This window comes from Streptomyces sp. MGP-P1, from assembly GCF_057766565.1.
Map to the genome: position 1 here is coordinate 1,206,026 of NZ_JBYMEM010000007.1, position 16,805 is coordinate 1,222,830.

General features: G+C 73.8%; 15 protein-coding genes and 1 pseudogene. 8 read left to right on the forward strand and 8 right to left on the reverse strand.

All coding sequences use genetic code 11. The features are described 5' to 3' along the window. Nucleotides 1–68: 68 nt before the first annotated feature. Nucleotides 69–797 carry a dipeptidase PepE gene (pepE, locus tag AC3CH1_RS26915; RefSeq protein ID WP_488465280.1) on the forward strand — a complete coding sequence of 243 codons (729 nt, stop codon included), beginning with the start codon at nt 69–71 and terminating at the stop codon, nt 795–797. Here pepE and AC3CH1_RS26920 read toward each other — a convergent pair. Both AC3CH1_RS26920 and AC3CH1_RS26925 read right to left on the reverse strand, forming a co-directional pair. Next, nucleotides 760–1,196, reverse strand: a pseudogene (locus AC3CH1_RS26920) (MFS transporter); the annotation flags it as partial. The gene pepE and the pseudogene AC3CH1_RS26920 overlap by 38 nt on opposite strands. Beyond that, nucleotides 1,175–2,947 carry a BCCT family transporter gene (locus AC3CH1_RS26925; RefSeq protein WP_488465281.1) on the reverse strand — a complete coding sequence of 591 codons (1,773 nt, stop codon included), beginning with the start codon at nt 2,945–2,947 and terminating at the stop codon, nt 1,175–1,177. The pseudogene AC3CH1_RS26920 and the gene AC3CH1_RS26925, both read right to left, overlap by 22 nt. A gap of 149 nt (nt 2,948–3,096) precedes the next feature. Here AC3CH1_RS26925 and AC3CH1_RS26930 point away from each other — a divergent pair, with 149 nt between their 5' ends. Next, nucleotides 3,097–4,572 carry an MFS transporter gene (locus tag AC3CH1_RS26930; RefSeq protein WP_488465282.1) on the forward strand — a complete coding sequence of 492 codons (1,476 nt, stop codon included), beginning with the start codon at nt 3,097–3,099 and terminating at the stop codon, nt 4,570–4,572. 230 nt (nt 4,573–4,802) lie between these two features. Here the strand turns inward: AC3CH1_RS26930 and AC3CH1_RS26935 are convergent, their stop codons facing one another. Further along, complete coding sequence (locus AC3CH1_RS26935; RefSeq protein ID WP_469219372.1) at nt 4,803–4,973, reverse strand: hypothetical protein; 171 nt, start codon at nt 4,971–4,973, stop codon at nt 4,803–4,805. A gap of 145 nt (nt 4,974–5,118) precedes the next feature. Further along, a complete protein-coding gene (locus AC3CH1_RS26940) occupies nt 5,119–6,510 on the reverse strand; it encodes a hypothetical protein (protein ID WP_488465283.1) in 1,392 nt (463 codons plus the stop codon). Nucleotides 6,511–6,720: 210 nt separating this feature from the next. Here AC3CH1_RS26940 and AC3CH1_RS26945 point away from each other — a divergent pair, with 210 nt between their 5' ends. The 5 genes from AC3CH1_RS26945 to AC3CH1_RS26965 all read left to right on the forward strand — a co-directional run bounded on the left by AC3CH1_RS26945 (nt 6,721) and on the right by AC3CH1_RS26965 (nt 11,714). Next, nucleotides 6,721–7,758, forward strand: a complete 1,038-nt coding sequence (locus AC3CH1_RS26945; protein ID WP_488465284.1) for an ABC transporter substrate-binding protein — start codon at nt 6,721–6,723, stop codon at nt 7,756–7,758. Between the two features lie 203 nt (nt 7,759–7,961). After that, entirely contained in the window at nt 7,962–8,798 is an 837-nt protein-coding gene (locus tag AC3CH1_RS26950; RefSeq protein ID WP_488465285.1) for a Nif3-like dinuclear metal center hexameric protein, read from the forward strand. Next, entirely contained in the window at nt 8,795–9,538 is a 744-nt protein-coding gene (locus AC3CH1_RS26955; protein ID WP_488466745.1) for a zinc ribbon domain-containing protein, read from the forward strand. Before AC3CH1_RS26950 ends, AC3CH1_RS26955 begins: the two co-directional genes overlap by 4 nt. Continuing rightward, nucleotides 9,538–10,914, forward strand: coding sequence for a bifunctional RNase H/acid phosphatase (locus tag AC3CH1_RS26960; RefSeq protein ID WP_488465286.1), 1,377 nt, complete (start codon nt 9,538–9,540; stop codon nt 10,912–10,914). The genes AC3CH1_RS26955 and AC3CH1_RS26960 overlap by 1 nt, the downstream gene beginning before the upstream one ends. 14 nt (nt 10,915–10,928) lie before the next feature. After that, the gene (locus tag AC3CH1_RS26965) at nt 10,929–11,714 is read left to right on the forward strand and encodes a TSUP family transporter (protein ID WP_488465287.1); all 786 of its coding nucleotides are present in this window, start codon (nt 10,929–10,931) and stop codon (nt 11,712–11,714) included. A 93-nt stretch (nt 11,715–11,807) separates the two neighbouring features. Here AC3CH1_RS26965 and eda read toward each other — a convergent pair whose 3' ends face one another. Then, complete coding sequence (gene eda / locus AC3CH1_RS26970; protein ID WP_488465288.1) at nt 11,808–12,458, reverse strand: bifunctional 4-hydroxy-2-oxoglutarate aldolase/2-dehydro-3-deoxy-phosphogluconate aldolase; 651 nt, start codon at nt 12,456–12,458, stop codon at nt 11,808–11,810. 75 nt (nt 12,459–12,533) lie between these two features. Next, entirely contained in the window at nt 12,534–13,334 is an 801-nt protein-coding gene (yaaA, locus tag AC3CH1_RS26975) for a peroxide stress protein YaaA (RefSeq protein ID WP_488465289.1), read from the reverse strand. 347 nt (nt 13,335–13,681) lie between these two features. On the opposite strand from yaaA, the gene AC3CH1_RS26980 reads away from it, so the two are divergent. Continuing rightward, the gene (locus AC3CH1_RS26980) at nt 13,682–15,124 is read left to right on the forward strand and encodes an RNB domain-containing ribonuclease (RefSeq protein WP_488465290.1); all 1,443 of its coding nucleotides are present in this window, start codon (nt 13,682–13,684) and stop codon (nt 15,122–15,124) included. On the opposite strand, the gene AC3CH1_RS26985 is transcribed toward AC3CH1_RS26980, so the two are convergent. Next, on the reverse strand, nt 15,075–16,043 hold the full coding sequence (locus tag AC3CH1_RS26985; RefSeq protein WP_488465291.1) for a hypothetical protein: 969 nt from the start codon (nt 16,041–16,043) through the stop codon (nt 15,075–15,077). The genes AC3CH1_RS26980 and AC3CH1_RS26985 overlap by 50 nt on opposite strands. Continuing rightward, complete coding sequence (locus AC3CH1_RS26990; protein WP_488465292.1) at nt 16,040–16,786, reverse strand: MerR family transcriptional regulator; 747 nt, start codon at nt 16,784–16,786, stop codon at nt 16,040–16,042. The genes AC3CH1_RS26985 and AC3CH1_RS26990 overlap by 4 nt, the downstream gene beginning before the upstream one ends. Nucleotides 16,787–16,805 lie beyond the last annotated feature (19 nt).

Genomic DNA, 16,805 nt, shown 5'->3' on the forward strand with positions numbered 1-16,805 from the left:
CACCTGACCGATCCGATCCGCCTGGCCGACCGACGTACCCGACCCGCCCGACGTACCCGAGGAACCCCGTGAATCTGCTGCTGCTCTCCAACTCCACCCAGTACGGCTGCGGTTACCTGGAACACGCCCTGGACACCGTCTCCGCGTTCCTCCCCGCGAACGCGCGACTCGCCTTCGTCCCGTACGCGCTCGCCGATCACACCGCGTACACCACCCGGGTCCGCGAGGCGCTGGAGCCGTCCGGCATCACCGTGCGCGGCGTCCACGAGAATCCCGACCCGGTCGCCGAACTCGCCGCGTCCGACGCCGTGTTCATCGGCGGCGGCAACTCCTTCCGGCTGCTCGCCGCCCTCTACCGCACCGGTCTGCGCGAGGCCGTGCGCGACGCGGTGCGGGGCGGGCTGCCCTACATGGGCGCCAGCGCCGGGACCAACATGGCCGCCCCGACCCTGCGGACGTCCAACGACATGCCCATCGTGCAGCCGCCGTCCTTCGAGACGCTCGGTCTGGTCCCGTTCCAGATCAACCCGCACTATCTGGACCCGGACCCGGCCAGCACCCACAAGGGCGAGACCCGCGAGGAGCGGCTCACCGAGTTCCTGGAGGAGAACGACGTACCCGTGCTCGGGCTGCGCGAGGGCTCCTGGCTCCGCGTCGACGGGGAGCGGGCCCACGTCCAGGGCGCCCGCCCCGCCCGGCTGTTCTCCCGCGCGGCCGAGCCTCAGGAGCTCCTGCCGGGGTCCGACGTGTCCCGGCTGCTCACGACCGTGCCGCGGTTCGACGCTCCGGTGCGCTGACCGCGCCCGGCCCCGGACCGGGCGCGGTCAACGCGTCGTCCGGTCCGGGGCCGGGGCACGCGGCCCGCGCGTCGTCCGCGCTGCTCGCCAGGAGCACCGGGTGGGCGGAGGGCCGCTGCGAGGGCAGGAACGCCGCCGGCACCAGGCCGATGACGGCGCTCGACACCGAGGTGCCGATGGACCGCATCAGGGTGTTGAGGCCGTTGGCCGCGCCGGTCTCCGACGGGTCGACGGCCCGATGATCAGGGCGGGCAGCGAGGAGTACGCGAGGCCGACGCCGGCACCGAGCACCGCCGCGATCAGCACGGTCTGCCAGGCGGCGCCGAGCAGCCCGAGCCCGGCCCCGTAACCGACCGCGATGACCAGCATGCCGAGCATCAGCGTGGTCCGGAGGGCCCGTCCGCCTGGCGGCCCTCCACGCGGCCCTCCCCGTCCCGGTCGTCCTCGGCGTTCGTCGTGCGGGCCGAGGCCGCGCGCCGCAGATGGCGGTGGCGGGCCCCCGGTTGGTTGCTCAGCTCCTCGCCGACCATGACCCGCACCGCGTCCCGCATGCCGTGCAGACCCTCGCTGCGCTTGGGGCCGCCGGCCGGGTCGGTGCGCAGCTCCCGCAGGAGGGACCAGCACAGGAAGAGCATCACCACGACGAAGGGCAGGGCCACCAGGATCGTCGCGCTCTGGAGGGACTCCAGGCCGCCGGCGACCAACAGGGCCGCCGCGACCGCCGCCATGAGGAGGCCCCAGGTGACGACGAGCCAGCGCCGTGGGTGCAGGGCTCCCCTGCTGGTCAGCGAGCCCATGACCAGGGAGGCGGAGTCCGCGCTGGTGACGAAGTACATCATGATCAGGACCATCGCGGCCCATGCCGTCACCGTGCTGACCGGCAGGGCGTCGAGCATCGCGAACAGGGTCGCCTCCGTCCCCTCCTTCGCCCTCTCGGCCATGTCGACGACGCCCGTCTCTGCGAGGCGGATACCGGTCCCGCCGAGCACCACGAACCACAGGGCGGTCGCCCCGCTCGGTACGAGCAGCACGGCGAGGAGGAACTCGCGGATCGTGCGGCCCTTCGAGATGCGCGCGATGAAGGTACCGACGAAGGGCGCCCAGGACAGCCACCAGGCCCAGTAGAAGATCGTCCAGGTGCCCAACCAGCTCTGGCCGCCGAAGGCGCCGGTGCGCGAGGCCATGGGGAGGAGGTCGTTCAGGTAGCCGCCGACCGAGGACGGCAGCACGTCCAGGAGGTAGACGGTCGGGCCCGCGACGAACACGAAGACCATGAGGGCCGCGGCGATGACGAGGTTGATCGAGCTGAGCCATTTCACCCCGCCGTGCAGCCCGGTGAAGGCGGAGACCACGAAGGCCGCGCCGAGCACGGCGATGACCGTCAGTTCGACGCCGGTGCTCTGTTCGAGACCTGCCGTCAGATCGAGTCCGATGGCGATCTGGAGGGCGCCCAGTCCCAGGCTCGTCGCGGTGCCGAAGACCGTGGCGAAGACGGCGAGCAGGTCCAGCACCTTGCCGAGGACGCCGTTCGCCCTGCGTTCGCCGATGAGGGGCACGAACACGGAGCTCAACCGGTTGCCCCGGCCCATGCGGAAGCTCGCGTAGCCCAGCGCCAGGCCCACGATGCCGTAGATCGCCCACGGAGTCAGGGTCCAGTGGAAGAAGGAGTACTCCATCGCGGTGCTCGCGGCGCCCGTCGTCTGCGGCTCGGCCCCGCTGAAGGGCGGCGGGCTCAGATAGTGCGCGACGGGCTCACCGACGCCGTAGAAGATCAGCCCGATGCCCATGCCCGCGCTGAACATCATCGCGATCCACGAGAAGTTCGAGAACTCCGGCGGGGAGTCGTCCCTGCTGAGCCGGATCCGGCCGAAGCGGCTGAAGGCGATGAGGAGGCACAGCACAAGGAAGACGTCGGCGGCGATGACGAAGAGCCACGCGAAGTTGTCGAGCACCCAGGGGAGGGCCGTGTCCGACGCGCTCTGGAAGGTGTCCTTGCCGAGGGCCGCCCACAGGACGATCCCGACGATGCCCAGCACTCCGATCGTCACCACCACCCGGTCCGGTGAGGAGTCCGTCCCGGGCCCCCCATCGGAATCCGCGGGGGCGGAGGGAGGTCGGCCGGGGGGCACGTCAGCGTTCTCCGTACTCATAACCCACCACTATGAGGGCCGTATGCGGCGATATGCGGGATGTGGGGGGTCTGGGGTGATGTGCCCACACCGACGATCGGTGTCCGGCGGCCGGCGGCCAGGGTGCGGCTCCCGATACCCGATGTACGGGCCATCTGCCGCCTGCGACCATGACGTTCATGCCTGACGTCTCCGCGCCCGCCTCCGCCCCGTCGATCACCTCCCGAATACGTCCCAGCACCTGGGCCGTCGTGCTCGCCGCCTGCACCGGCCAGTTCCTCGTCGTCCTCGACGTCTCCGTCGTCAATGTGGCCCTGCCCTCCATGCGGGCGGACCTGGGGCTGAGCGCGGGGGGCCTCCAGTGGGTCGTCAACGCCTACTCGATCGCGTTCGCCGGGTTCATGCTCCTGGGTGGGCGGGCCGCCGACATCTACGGGCGCAAGCTGATGTTCCTCGTCGGGCTCGGCGTCTTCACCGCCGCCTCGCTCGCGGGCGGCCTCGCCCAGGAGGGCTGGCAGCTCCTCGCCGCCCGTGCCGCGCAGGGCCTCGGGGCCGCCGTCCTGGCTCCCGCCACCCTCACCATCCTCACCGCCGCGGTCCCTGAAGGGCCGGCCCGGACGAAGGCGATCGGTACGTGGATGGCGGTCGGCGCCGGCGGCGGCGCGGCGGGCGGGCTCATCGGCGGGGTCCTCACCGACGCCCTCTCCTGGCGCTGGGTCCTCCTGATCAACGTGCCCATCGGCGGACTCGTCCTGGTCGCCGCCGCCCTGCGGATCACCGAGGGCCGCGCGGGCGACCGCCGCCGCATCGACTTCCTCGGCGCGGTCCTCGTCACCGCGGGCCTCGCCGCCGTCGCGTACGGCATCGTCCAGACCGAGGTCGAGGGCTGGGCGGCCGCCGCCACCCTGGTGCCGCTGCTCTCCGGGGTCGTGCTGCTGGCAGCGTTCGTGCTGGTCGAGGCGCGCACCGCCGTCCCGCTGATCCCGCTGCGCGTGTTCTCCGTACGGGCGGTGTCCTCGGCCAACGTGTCGATGCTGCTCATGGGATCGGCCACGTTCTCCATGTGGTACTTCATGACCGTGTACGCCCAGAACGTCCTGGGCTACACGCCGTTGCAGGCCGGTCTCGCGCTGATGCCGACCTCGGCCGCGGTCATCATCGGCTCCAAGCTGGCCCCCCGCCTCATGGTGCGCACCGGGGCGAAGAGCCTCGCCGTCACGGGGGTCCTGATCACCGCCGCGGGCTTCGGCTGGCAGTCCACGATGGGCGTGGACGGCTCCTACCTCACCGCGATCTGTCTGCCGGGCGTCCTGATGATGACCGGCGCGGGTCTCGCCTCCACCCCGCTCGCCACCCTCGCCACCTCCGGCGCGGATCCGGGGGACGCCGGACTCGTCTCCGGCCTGGTCAACACCTCTCGCACCATGGGCGGTGCGCTGGGCCTCTCGGTGCTCTCCACGGTCGCCGCCGCGCGCACCGCGGGTTCCGGCGAAGCGGCCGAGGTCGCCGCCGGATACGCGCTGGCCTTCCGCACCGCGACCGGGGTCCTGCTGGCCGGGGTGGTCGTGATGCTGATCTGGCTTCCGAACCATCGCGGGCCCCGCCCGCCGGCGGACTTCCCGGTCGGGGCCCCGCCCGCGGGGTGACCCGACCCGGACGCTTGCGCGTCCACCGCCCGATCCCGGTGACCGGCAGCGCCGTGCAGACCTCGAAGGTCGACTCCGACCTGAAGCGGCGGTAGCGGGGGTAGCGGGGGAGAGCGGCACGCGGAAGGGCCCGGCCGGCCGTCCGCCGGACGCTGTTGGTGCCGACAGCGTCCGGTTGTCCGCCGGTCCGGGCCCTCCCGTCGTGCTGGAACGCGCCTGCCGAGCGGCTCTCAGGCCGCCCTGGACTCCTCGTCGGCGGGCCGACGGTGGCGACCGTGCGGCTGGGCCGACGTGTTCTCCGCCGACGCACCCCCTCGGTGCCTTCCGGAACCGCCGGTCCCGGCCCCCTCGTCCGCCCCCGCCGGGCGCTGCTGGTTCGTGTCGATCCGTGCTTCGGACATGTGGGAAGTCACCCCGTCGTGATCGCTTACTTGTGTCGCGCCTACGTGTGTCGTGCCTACGTGTGTCGCAAGCCCCGCCGCCGCCATCCGACGTGGTCACCGTCGGTACCCGCCCGATACGGCCGCGTAGCCCAGGATCCCGATCTTAATCAGATCGAGCGGCTCGGTGCAGGGGCGCCTGCCCCAACGGAACGGGCTTACACACAGCAGGAGCGGAGACGGCGGCGGACGGTTGCGTTCCGCCCTCCGCGTCACCCGGACGGCCGGTCCCGCAAGAGGGTTCCACGTCCTGCGGGGCGTCCAGCATCGCCACGCCGCAGGAGGTCGCCCCGTGCGTGCAAGGGAGACGCAGCACCCCGTCCCGGCTCCAGTACCCGGCCCCCGGCGCCCATCCCAGCGGGGCGGCGAACTGGTGCAGTCGGCGTCCCGCCGGCCGCCAGACCCCCAGCCGGCTGCCCGCCGCCCCGTCGATCCGCAGCGCCACCGCGCAGCTCTCCGGCATCAGCATCTGGCCCGGCTGCACCGCGAACGGCGTCACCGCCGCGTCCGCGAGGCGCAGGCACTCCGGGAACCTGACCGGCAGGCAGCTCCCCAGCACCCCCCAGCCGAGCCGGTCGCCTCCCGGGGCGTCCGAGCGGATCACCAGCAGCCCGCTGTCGGCGTCCGCGAGCAGCAGCCGGTCGTCGCTGTCCGGCGCGATCTGGAGCAGCGGCGTCACCTCGGCCCCCCGCCCCAGGTCGACGGCGACCGCTTTGACCGGTCCGCCCTCCGGCGCCCGCCGGTCCAGCGCCAGCAGCCGGCCCGCCCGGTCCAGCCAGGCCCCGCCCGAACAGCGCCCGGGAATCCGCGCGATCTCCTCGGGCCCGAACGCTCCGCCCGCCACCAGCCAGAGCGACGAGTAGGGGTCGCCGGCCGACAGGGCGTAGACGCACCGCCCGTCCGGCGACGGCGGCAACAGGGTCATCTCCGCGAACTCGACGGTGCCCAGCAGGAGTTCGCCGGTCCCGGGCCCCATCGGGTAGAGCAGGGAGAACTGCTGTCGGTCCGCCACCCGCCGCCGGATCAGCACCCGCCCGTCGGCGAGCGGCGCCACCTCGGCGTCCGGCTCCTCGGGCTGATCGAGGGGGAGGGGCACCGCGTACGGCTCCGGCCCGTCCAGCGTCCACCGCTCCGGGTACCAGGCGCGCTCGCCCGGCGGGCCGGGAGCCGCGGTGAGCCGGGCGGCGTAGGCCCCGTCCGCGGTGAGCGTGAAGCCGCCGGGCAGCGACCCGTCACCGGCCGGCGACGCGGGGCCGCCCGCGACGGACGACGTCTCCGCACCGGTCTCGTCCGCGCGGAATCCGGGCGGGCCGGGAGCGTCGGCCCCGGCGGACCACACGGGGCCGCCGGACCCCTCCGGTCCCGGTTCCGCTCCGTACGTCTTCCGGCCGGATTCCGCTCCGGACTCCTTCGGGTCGGGTTCCGTTCCGGATTCCGCTTCGGGTTCCGCCGTCGCGGCGGCCCCGGCGGATCCCCCCTCGATGGCACAGGCAGTCATCGACTGGTCACCTCCGGCTACGAAAGCTAGTTTTCGCACTTCCTGCCGAACAACACGAGCCACCTGACTTCACACATAAGGGTGGTGATGACCGGATTCTCCTGAGGTGGAGGGGGTGGGTGTGCTGGTGGAGATGGCCGCGTCTATGGTGAGGCGGCCCTAACCAAGAACCCGTGCCCACGCACGTACGCGGACCATCTGGAGCAAGTGATGTCCCTACGACCCCGCGGTACCGCCGCAGTCGCCCTGGCCGTGGCGGCCGCCCTCTCCCTGTCGGCCTGCGGGGGCGGTGACGGCGGGGACGCGGCGAAGACCGACGCGGGCGGCGACAAGAAGGCCGCCGTCGCCACCGGCGGCAAGGATTTCGCGGACGCGGCGAAGAAGACCGCGGCGTACGGCACCGACGCCGAGGCCGGCGAGTTCCCCCGTACGGTCACCCACGCCATGGGGAAGACCGAGATCAAGAACGCGCCCCGGCGTGTGGTCGTGCTGGACGTCGGCGAGTTCGACAACGTCGTGTCCCTGGGCCTGAAGCCGGTCGGCTACGCGCCCAGCGAGGGCGACGCGGCCATCCCCTCCTACCTGGAGAAGGGCGCGGGCGAGCCGAAGAGCGTCGGCACGATCAACAGCCTCAACCTCGAAGCCATCGCGGGCCTCCAGCCCGACCTGATCCTCGGCAGCCAGCTCCGCGCCGCGGACAAGTACGACGAGCTCTCCAAGATCGCCCCCACCGTGTTCTCCATCCGTCCGGGCTTCACCTGGAAGGAGAACTACCTCCTCAACGCCCAGGCCCTGGACCGCACGGAGCAGGCAGAGTCGGCGCTCGCCGCGTACGAGGACAAGGCGAAGAAGCTCGGCGAGGACATCGGCCCCGACAAGCCGACCGTCTCGATGGTCCGTTACCTGCCCGACCGTCTCCGCCTCTACGCCAAGGCCTCGTTCATCGGCACGATCCTCGAGGACGTCGGTCTGCCGCGTCCGAAGAACCAGCAGATCAACGACCTCGCCGCCGAGATCAGCCCGGAGAGGATCGACGAGGCGGACGCCGACTGGATCTTCACCGGCGTCTACGGCGACCCGAAGGCCACCCAGCGCGACACCGCCCGGTCCAACCCGCTGTGGAAGAACCTGAAGGCCGTCAAGGAGGGCCGGGCCAAGGACGTGTCCGACGAGACGTGGTACCTGGGCCTCGGCGTCACCTCGGCCGGCCTGGTCCTCGACGACCTCCGCGCGGACCTGGTGAAGTAGTCGGCTTCGCGCCCACGCCACACGTGCTCCGGCGCTGACGCGGTACGTGCCAGGCGCCGACGCCGCACGTGCTCCGGCGCCGACGCGGTACGTGCTCCGGCGCCGACGCGGTGGAGTAACGATTCGTGTCCGGCCGCCGGTCCTGGCGTACAGGTCCGGCGGCCAGGGGCGACGGACCACCCCGGACAGGTAGCCTTTCCCCCGTGCCCCGTCTGTCTGAAGTCATCGCCGCCCTCGACGCCCTCTGGCCCCCCGAGCGGGCCGAGGGATGGGACGCGGTCGGGACGGTCTGCGGCGACCCGGACGCGGAGATCGACCGGGTGCTGTTCGCCGTCGACCCGGTCCGCGAGATCGCCGACGAGGCCCTGGAGCTAGGTGCCCAGCTGATCGTCACCCACCACCCGCTCTATCTGCGCGGGACGACGACGGTCGCCGCCGACACCTTCAAGGGCCGGGTCGTCCACACCCTCATCAAGCACGACATCGCGCTCCACGTCGCGCACACCAACGCCGACACCGCGGATCCCGGCGTCTCCGACGCCCTGGCCGGCGCACTCGGCCTGCGGATCACCGGGCCCCTCGTCCCCGACCCCACCGACCCCGAGGGCCGGCGCGGACTGGGCCGGATCTGCGAACTGGACCACCCCGAGACCCTGGCCGCCTTCGCCGCCCGGGCCGCCGCCCGGCTCCCCGCCACCGCGCAGGGCATCCGGCTGGCCGGCGACCCCGAGGCGTATCTGCGCACCGTCGCCGTCAGCGGCGGCTCCGGCGACAGCCTCTTCGACGCCGTGCGCGCCGCGGGCGTCGACGCCTTCCTCACCGCCGACCTGCGCCACCACCCGGCCTCCGAAGCCGTGCAGCACTCGCCGCTCGGCCTCGTCGACGCCGCGCACTGGGCCACCGAGTGGCCCTGGTGCGAGCAGGCGGCCGCCCAGCTCGACGCGCTTTCCGACCGCCACGGATGGGACCTGCGGGTCCATGTCTCGAAGCAGGTCACCGACCCCTGGACCACCCACCATTCCTCTGGAGCCCCCAACTGAACGCCGCGCCCGCCGACCAGATCCGACTTCTCGACGTCCAGGCCCTCGACCTCCGTCTCGCCCAGCTCTCCCACAAGCGCACCTCGCTGCCGGAGCACGCCGAGATCGAGCAGCTCGGCAGCGACCTCGCCCAGCTGCGTGACCTCCTGGTCGCCTCGACCACCGAGGAGAGCGACACCACCCGCGAGCAGACCAAGGCCGAGCAGGACGTCGACCAGGTGCGCCAGCGCGCCGTCCGCGACCAGCAGCGCCTGGACTCCGGCGCGGTCTCCTCGCCCAAGGACCTGGAGAGCCTCCAGCGCGAGATCGTCTCGCTCGCCAAGCGCCAGGGAGACCTGGAGGACGTCGTCCTGGAGATCATGGAGCGCCGTGAGGGCGCCCAGGAGCGGGTCGCCGAGCTGACCGAGCGGGTCGACGCCGTCCAGGCCAAGGTCGACGACGCCACCGCCCGCCGCGACGCCGCCACCGCCGAGCTGGACGCCGAGGCCGCCACGGTGACCAAGGACCGCCAGGTCGTCGCCGAGGTCATCCCCGCCGACCTGCTGAAGCTGTACGACAAGCTCCGCGCCCAGCAGGGCGGGGTCGGCGCCGCCCGGCTCTACCAGCGCCGCTGCGAGGGCTGCCGTCTCGAGCTGAACATGGCCGAGGTCGGCGACGTGCGCGCCGCGTCCCCCGACACCGTCCTGCGCTGCGAGAACTGCCACCGCATCCTGGTCCGCACCTCGGAGTCGGGCCTGTAATGAGCGCCGCGCGCCAGGTGGTGGTGGAGGCCGACGGCGGCTCCCGGGGCAATCCGGGGCCCGCCGGTTACGGCGCGGTCGTCATCGACCCGGCCACCGGAGAACCCCTCGCCGAGGCCGCCGAGTACATCGGCGTCGCGACGAACAACGTCGCCGAGTACCGGGGCCTGATCGCCGGTCTGAGCGCTGCCAAATCGCTGTTCCCGGACGCGGGGGACGCGCTGCGGGTCCACGTCCGGATGGACTCCAAGCTGGTCGTCGAGCAGATGTCGGGGCGCTGGAAGATCAAGCACCCCGACATGAAGCCGCTGGCGGCCCGCGCCGCCGCGGTCCTGCCGCCGTCCTCGGTGACGTACGAGTGGATCCCGCGCGCGCAGAACAAGCACGCGGACCGGCTCGCCAACGAGGCGATGGACGCGGGCCGCGACGGCAGGCAGTGGGAGGCGTCCGCCTCGACGGCCGCCCTCGACACCCCGGCGCGCGGCACCGTGAGCACCCCGCCGCCCGCCCAGGGCCCGCCCGGCGACCAGGTCGCGGGCGCGGCCAGGGCCCGTGCGGCCCTCGCCGCCGCACGTGGCGCGGCCACCCCGGCGGCCGACACGCTCTTCCCGGTGCCGGAGCCCGGGGTGCCGGACACCACGGTCCCCGCCGCACCGGTCTCCGCACCGGCCCCCGGGCAGTCGGCGACCGGAGCCCTGCGGCAGCAGCCGTCCGGAGCACCGCAGACCGGCTGGGGTTCGGCCCCCGACCTGGGCGCGCCCGCCACGCTCGTCCTGCTCCGGCACGGCGAGACCGCCCTCACGCCCGAGAAGCGGTTCTCCGGCAGCGGCGGCACCGACCCCGAACTCTCCGCCACCGGCCGGGACCAGGCCGCCCGGGCCGCCGAGCACTTCGCCGCCCTGGGCACCGTCCAGGAGATCGTCAGCTCCCCGCTGCGCCGCTGCCGCGAGACCGCCGCTGCCGTCGCCGACCGCCTCGGCCTCGACGTCCGGATCGACGAAGAGCTGCGCGAGACGGACTTCGGCGCGTGGGAGGGCCTGACCTTCGGGGAGGTACGGGAGCGGTACGGGGACGACCTCACCGCCTGGCTGGCCTCCCCGGACACCGCCCCGACCGGCGGCGGCGAGAGCTTCGCGGAGGTCGCCGGGCGGGTCGCGGCAGCCCGGGACCGGATCGTCGCCCGGTACGCGGGCCGCACGGTCCTGCTCGTCACCCACGTGACCCCGATCAAGACGCTCGTCCGGCTCGCCCTGGGAGCCCCACCCGAGGCGCTGTTCAGGATGGAGCTGTCGGCGGCCTCGATCTCCACGGTCGCCTACTACGGGGACGGCAACGCCTCCGTACGCCTGCTCAACGACACGTCCCACCTGCGTTAGCGGGACGCGAGCCCGTGACCTGGTCGACCGGGCTGCTCGGGTTCGCCGCCGGACTGCTGATCTCCGTGGCCACCGCGCCGGTCGGCGTCTCCGGCGCGGTGTTCCTGCTACCGGTCCAGATCAGCGTGCTCGGGGTGCCCAGCCCCGCGGTCACCCCCACCAACCTGCTCTACAACGTGGTGGCGGGCCCCGGGGCCCTGCTCCGGCACCACAGGGCCGGCACCCTGCGGGGGCCGCTGACCCGGCTGCTCGTCCTCGGCACCGTTCCCGGCGTCGTCGTCGGCGCGGCGATCCGGGTGTTCGCGGTGCCGGGCCCGTCGGTGTTCCGGCTGCTCATCGCCGTCCTGCTGCTGCCGCTGGGCGGCTGGCTCTGCCTGCGGACCTTGCGCCGATCCTCCCGCACGGCCCCCGGCCGGGAGCCCTCGCCCCGCGCCGTCACCCGGCTGGCCATGGCGGTCGGGGTGGCCGGAGGGATCTACGGGATCGGCGGCGGATCGCTCCTCGGCCCGATCCTGGTGGGGCGCGGCATGCCGGTGGCCAAGGTCGCCCCGGCCGCGCTGGCCGCCACCTTCGTGACCTCGGCCGTCGGCGCGGGCACGTACGCGCTGCTGTCCCTGACCACCACCGGCGACATCGCACCGTACTGGTCCCTCGGCCTGTCCTGCGGACTCGGCGGACTGTGCGGGGGGTACCTCGGCGCCCGCCTCCAGCCCCGCCTCCCGGAGACGGCGCTGCGGCTGCTGCTGGGGGTGCTGGCCCTCGGGGTCGGAGGGCTCTACGCCGTGCAGCTACTGCGCTGAGGGGTCTCTCGCAGTGCAGCTCCCGCCATGAGGGGTCTCGCGCAGTGCAGCTCCCGCCCTGAAAGCCTGAGGGGTCTCCTCAGGGCCGCGGGATCATGCGCCGAGCGCCGCCGCCTCGGCCGCCAGCCGGGCCACCCGGTCCCAGTCCTTCGCCGCCACCGCGTCGCCCGGCACCATCCAGCTGCCGCCCACGCAACCGACGTTGGGCAGCGCGAGGTACGAGGGCGCGGAGGCGAGCGAGATGCCGCCGGTCGGGCAGAACCGGGCCTGGGGGAGCGGCGCGGACAGGGCCTTGAGGTAGGCCGTGCCGCCCGCCGCCTCGGCCGGGAAGAACTTCATCTCCCGCACCCCGCGCTCCAGCAGGGCCACCACCTCGGAGGTGGTGGAGACGCCCGGCAGGAACGGCACCCCGGACGCCTTCATCGCCTCCAGCAGCGCGTCCGTCCACCCCGGACTGACCAGGAACCGGGCCCCGGCGTCGACGGTTTCCCGTACGTGCTCCGGCGAGATCACCGTGCCCGCCCCGACCACCGCGCCCGGGACCTCGGCGGCCATGGCCCGGATCGACTCCAGCGCGGCGGGTGTCCGCAGCGTCACCTCGATCGCCGGGAGCCCTCCCGCCACCAGCGCCCGCGCCAGCGGCACGGCGTCGGCCACGTCGTGCAGGACGACGACGGGGACGACGGGCGCGAGGTCCAGTACGGAGGCGTCGGACGGAGCGGAGGGCGCGGCAGAGGAGGTCATGGGGTCATCCTGCCGCGCCCAAGGCATTATCTGCAACGAGCGTTGCGCGGTGCGCAACGACGTGCGTGGGGGCGGTCAGTGGATGTCCGTCACCACCACGTCCAGCGACCACGGCCGCCCGGCCCGCGCGGGGGCCTCGCCCTCCACCACGTACCCGAGGTCCCGCAACACCTCCACCAACTGCGCCGGGCCCTTCGGCCGCGCACCCGCCACCAGCAGATCGCGCACCAGCCGGCCCTTGGTCGCCTTGTTGAAGTGGCTCACCACGGACCGCTTCTCCACCCCGCCCACCAGCTGGGAGTGCAGCACCCGCACACTCGCCGTACGCGACGCCACCTCGCCCGCCGGCTTCCACGCCGCCGCGTACGCCGAGGACCGCAGGTCCAGGACGAGCCCGTTCCCGGCGGCCTCGGGCAGCACGGTCTCCATCGGGGTACGCCAGTACGCGCCGAGCGCGCCGAGACCGGGCAGCTTCACCCCCATCGAGCAGCGGTACGGCGGAATCCGGTCGCCGATCCGGACCGCGCCCCACAGCCCCGAGAAGACCAGCAGCGACTTGGCCGCCCGCCGCCGCGCGTCCGCCTCCAGCGAGGCCAGATCGAGGGCGTCGTACAGCACGCCGGTGTACAGCTCCCCGGCCGGACGGGTCCCGGCGGTGCGCAGCTCGGTGTTCTTGCCGACCTCGCCCCGCAGCCCCACGCTCAGCCCCAGCACCTCACGGGCCTTCTCCTCGTCCGCCTGGCACAGCTCGACCAGCTCGTCCAGCACCGCGGCACGGGCCGGGGCGAGCCCCGGCAGCGACAGCGACTCCGGCTTCAGCGAAGCCCCGCGCCCCGAGGCGGCCTTTCCTTCGGAGGGCGGCAACAGCACGAGCACGGTGGTTCTCCTTCGTACGTACGGCGCAAGCGCGGACCCGGTCGGCGTGCGGGCTCTGCGGGTCCTCGGCAAGGGTACGGGGACGGGACGGCGGTCCCCGTACGGCAGCCGCGCCTGCCGTACGGTGACGGCCGCGCCTGCTGTACGGGGATGGCCGCGCCTGCTGTACGGGGATGGCCGCGCCTGCCGTACGGTGACGGCCGCGCCTGCCATACGGTGACGGCCGCGCCTCCCGCACGGCGACGGTTGCGCTGCCAGTGCGCGCGGGGCCGGCGCGCGGCTCCTGCCCGCGCGGGGGCGTGAGCGCCCCGGATGCCGCCCGCCCCCGCCCGGCCTACGCTCGGGCCATGCCCCGCCGCCACCTGCGTATGACCGGTGCAGCCGACTGCTCGCTCGGGGCCGCCCTGCGGGCGCTGCGCACCGAGCTCGACCTGCCCGGAGCCTTCCCGCCCGAGGTGCTCGCGGAGGCGGCCGAGGCGGCGCGGGCCCCGGACCTGTCGGCCCACGAGGACGCCACGGACCTGCCGTTCCTCACCATCGACCCACCCGCCTCCACCGACCTCGACCAGGCGATGCACCTGGAGCGCCGCCCGCACGGCTTCCGGGTGCACTACGCGATCGCGGACGTCGCCGCGTATCTCCGGCCGGGCGGCGCGCTCGACGCCGAGGCCCACCGCCGGGTCACCACCCTCTACTTCCCCGACGGCCGGATCCCCCTCCACCCACCGGTCCTCTCCGAGGGCGCCGCCAGCCTCCTGCCCGGCGAGACCCGCCCGGCCGCGCTGTGGCGGATCGACCTGGACCGCGACGGGCGGGCCGTCGCCACCGACGTACGCCGGGCCCTGGTCCGCAGCCGCGCGAAGCTCGACTACGCGGGCGTCCAACGGCGGATCGACGCGGGCTCGGCCGAGGAACCCCTCGCCCTGCTCCGGGACATCGGGCGGCTGCGCGAGGAACAGGAACGGGCCCGGGGCGGCATCTCGCTGAACGTCCCCGAACAGGAGATCGTCCAACGGGACGGCTCCTACGGCCTCGCCTACCGCGCCACGCTCCCGGCCGAGGGCTGGAACGCCCAGATCTCCCTGCTCACCGGGATGGCCGCCGCGCGCCTCATGGCCGACACGGGCACCGGGATCCTGCGCACCCTGCCGATCGCCCCGGACGGAGCCGTCGCCCGGCTACGGCGCTCCGCCCATGCCCTGGGCGTCGACTGGCCGCACCACGTCCCGTACGCCGAGGTCGTCCGCTCCCTCGACCCGACGAGGAGCGACCACGCGGCGTTCCTCCAGGAGTGCACCACCCTGCTGCGCGGCGCGGGCTACACGGCCTTCGACGGCGGAAAACTCCCCGACCCCGCCGTGCACGCGGCGGTCGCCGACCTCTACACGCACTGCACCGCACCGCTGCGCCGGCTCGTCGACCGGTACGCCTCCGAACTCTGCCTCGCCGCGACCGCCGGGACGGAACCCCCCGAGTGGGTACGGGAGGCACTCCCGGCTCTCCCCAAGGAGATGGCCGAGGGGACGCGGCGCGCGGGCGCCGTGGAGCGGGCCTGCGTCGACCTGGTCGAGGCGGCGCTGCTGGAGGGGCGCGTGGGCGAGCTCTTCGACGCGTACGTCGTCGACGTCCAGGACCGCGACCCCGCTGTCGGCACGGTCCACCTCAGGGATCCGGCGATCGTCGGCCGGATCGAGGGCGGCACGGACCCGCTCCCGTTGGGGGAACGGCTGCGGGTCCGGCTCACCCAGGCGGGTCCGGCGTCGAGGACGGTGCTGTTCGCTCCGGCGTGAGGGCAGCCGGCGCTGTCCGCTCCGGCGTGAGCGGGCAGGACACTGCCCGGTCCTTCGCGCTCTTCGCGCCCTCCGTGAGCGCCGCGACCTTGAGTGCCGCGACCGCCGCCCGTGGGTCGTCGGCGTGGAAGCGGAGCGTCCGGGCGCTCCCGCGCCTGCCGAGCGGCCGCACGAACTCCACCGGCTCCGTCAGCTCCACCGTCACCGTCGTCTGGCTCCCCACCGCCAGATCCAGCGTCCCGTCCGCGTCCACCCGGACCAGACCCCCCTCCGGGAAGCGCCGGTCCACCCGGGCGGCGGCGATCACGGCGGCGGGCGCCCGCAGCTCGAACAGGGCGCCGTAACGCAGCCGCAGCGAACCATCGGCCTCCACGAGATGCGGCCGGGTCACACAGGCCGCCTGAAGGGCGACGATGATGACGATCCCGTACACGTCCACCACGAGCAGGATCGCGTGGACGAGCGGCCAGGGGATCACCAGGGCCAGCACCACGGTCTCCACGACGGAGACGAAGACGAACGTCCACATGATCCCGGTCTGCGGTCCGGTGTACGAGAACGGCCGGGCCCCCGCCGGAATTCGGTGGCGGCGGCGCAGGACCCACAGCCCGAGACTGTGCAAGGCCCGGAGTTCGTGCACCACCAGCCGCCGCACGGCCACCGGCACCACGGCCCGTACAGCGGACAGCCCGGCCTCCCGCCGCGTGTCCCCGGCCCGCCGCCGCGCCGTGTACAGGGGCCACATCACGTAGGCCTCCAGCGCCAGCACCCCCACCACCAGGGCCTCGGCCACCAGCAGAACGGCACCGGGTATCCGGACCCCGGCCACCAGACAGACCGCCAGCGCGACCTCCCCGGGCAGCACCGCCCACATCGCGACCCGCGCCCCCCGCAGGCCCACCGACCTCCCCGTACTCACGTGTTCCTCCCCCGCACCCGCTCGGCCAGCGCCTCCATCACCCGGCGCACCACCGCGCGCTGCGCGGGCGGGTAGTCGTCGAGCAGCACCCGCCCCATCCCGGTCGCCGCCGGCTCGCCCTCCGGGATCACGGCCAGCACCTCGTCCGGTACGGCGGCGACCAGCTCGGCCGCCAGCGGCGCGATGCGCGGGTCGTCCACCCCGGCCCCGGCCAGCTCGTCGAGCCGCTCGTACAGCGCGAGAACGCCCGGATCCTCGGCCAGCGGACGCAGCGCGGCGTACACCTCGGCCCCCGCGCCGTCGCCCGCCGCGTCCAGCAACGACAGATGCTCGCGGTCCTTCGCCGCGGCCGGGGACGTGGTGGCGGGCGTGTGCTCCAACAGCGCGGCGAGGGCGGGGGAGAGCGGCCCGTCCGAGGTGAGGGGCGCCTCCAGGAGCGCGGCCAGCACCTGCCGCCGCTCGTGGATCTCCCGCTCCTGCCGCGCCAGATCGGCGTCCAGCTCCCCGAGCACCTCGGCCAGCTCCCGCCCTGCGTCGTCGGCGAGCACGTCCCGCACCTCGTCCAGGGAGAGCCCGATCTCGGTCAGCCGCCTGATCCTGGCCAGCAGCACGGCATCGCGGACGGTATAGGCCCGATAGCCGTTGGCCTGCCGGGCGGGCTCGGGCAGGAGGCTGATGTGGTGGTAGTGCCGGACGGCCCGGGACGTGACTCCCACGAGCGCGGCGATCTCTCCGATACGCATGCGGCCAGTAGAAACGTTG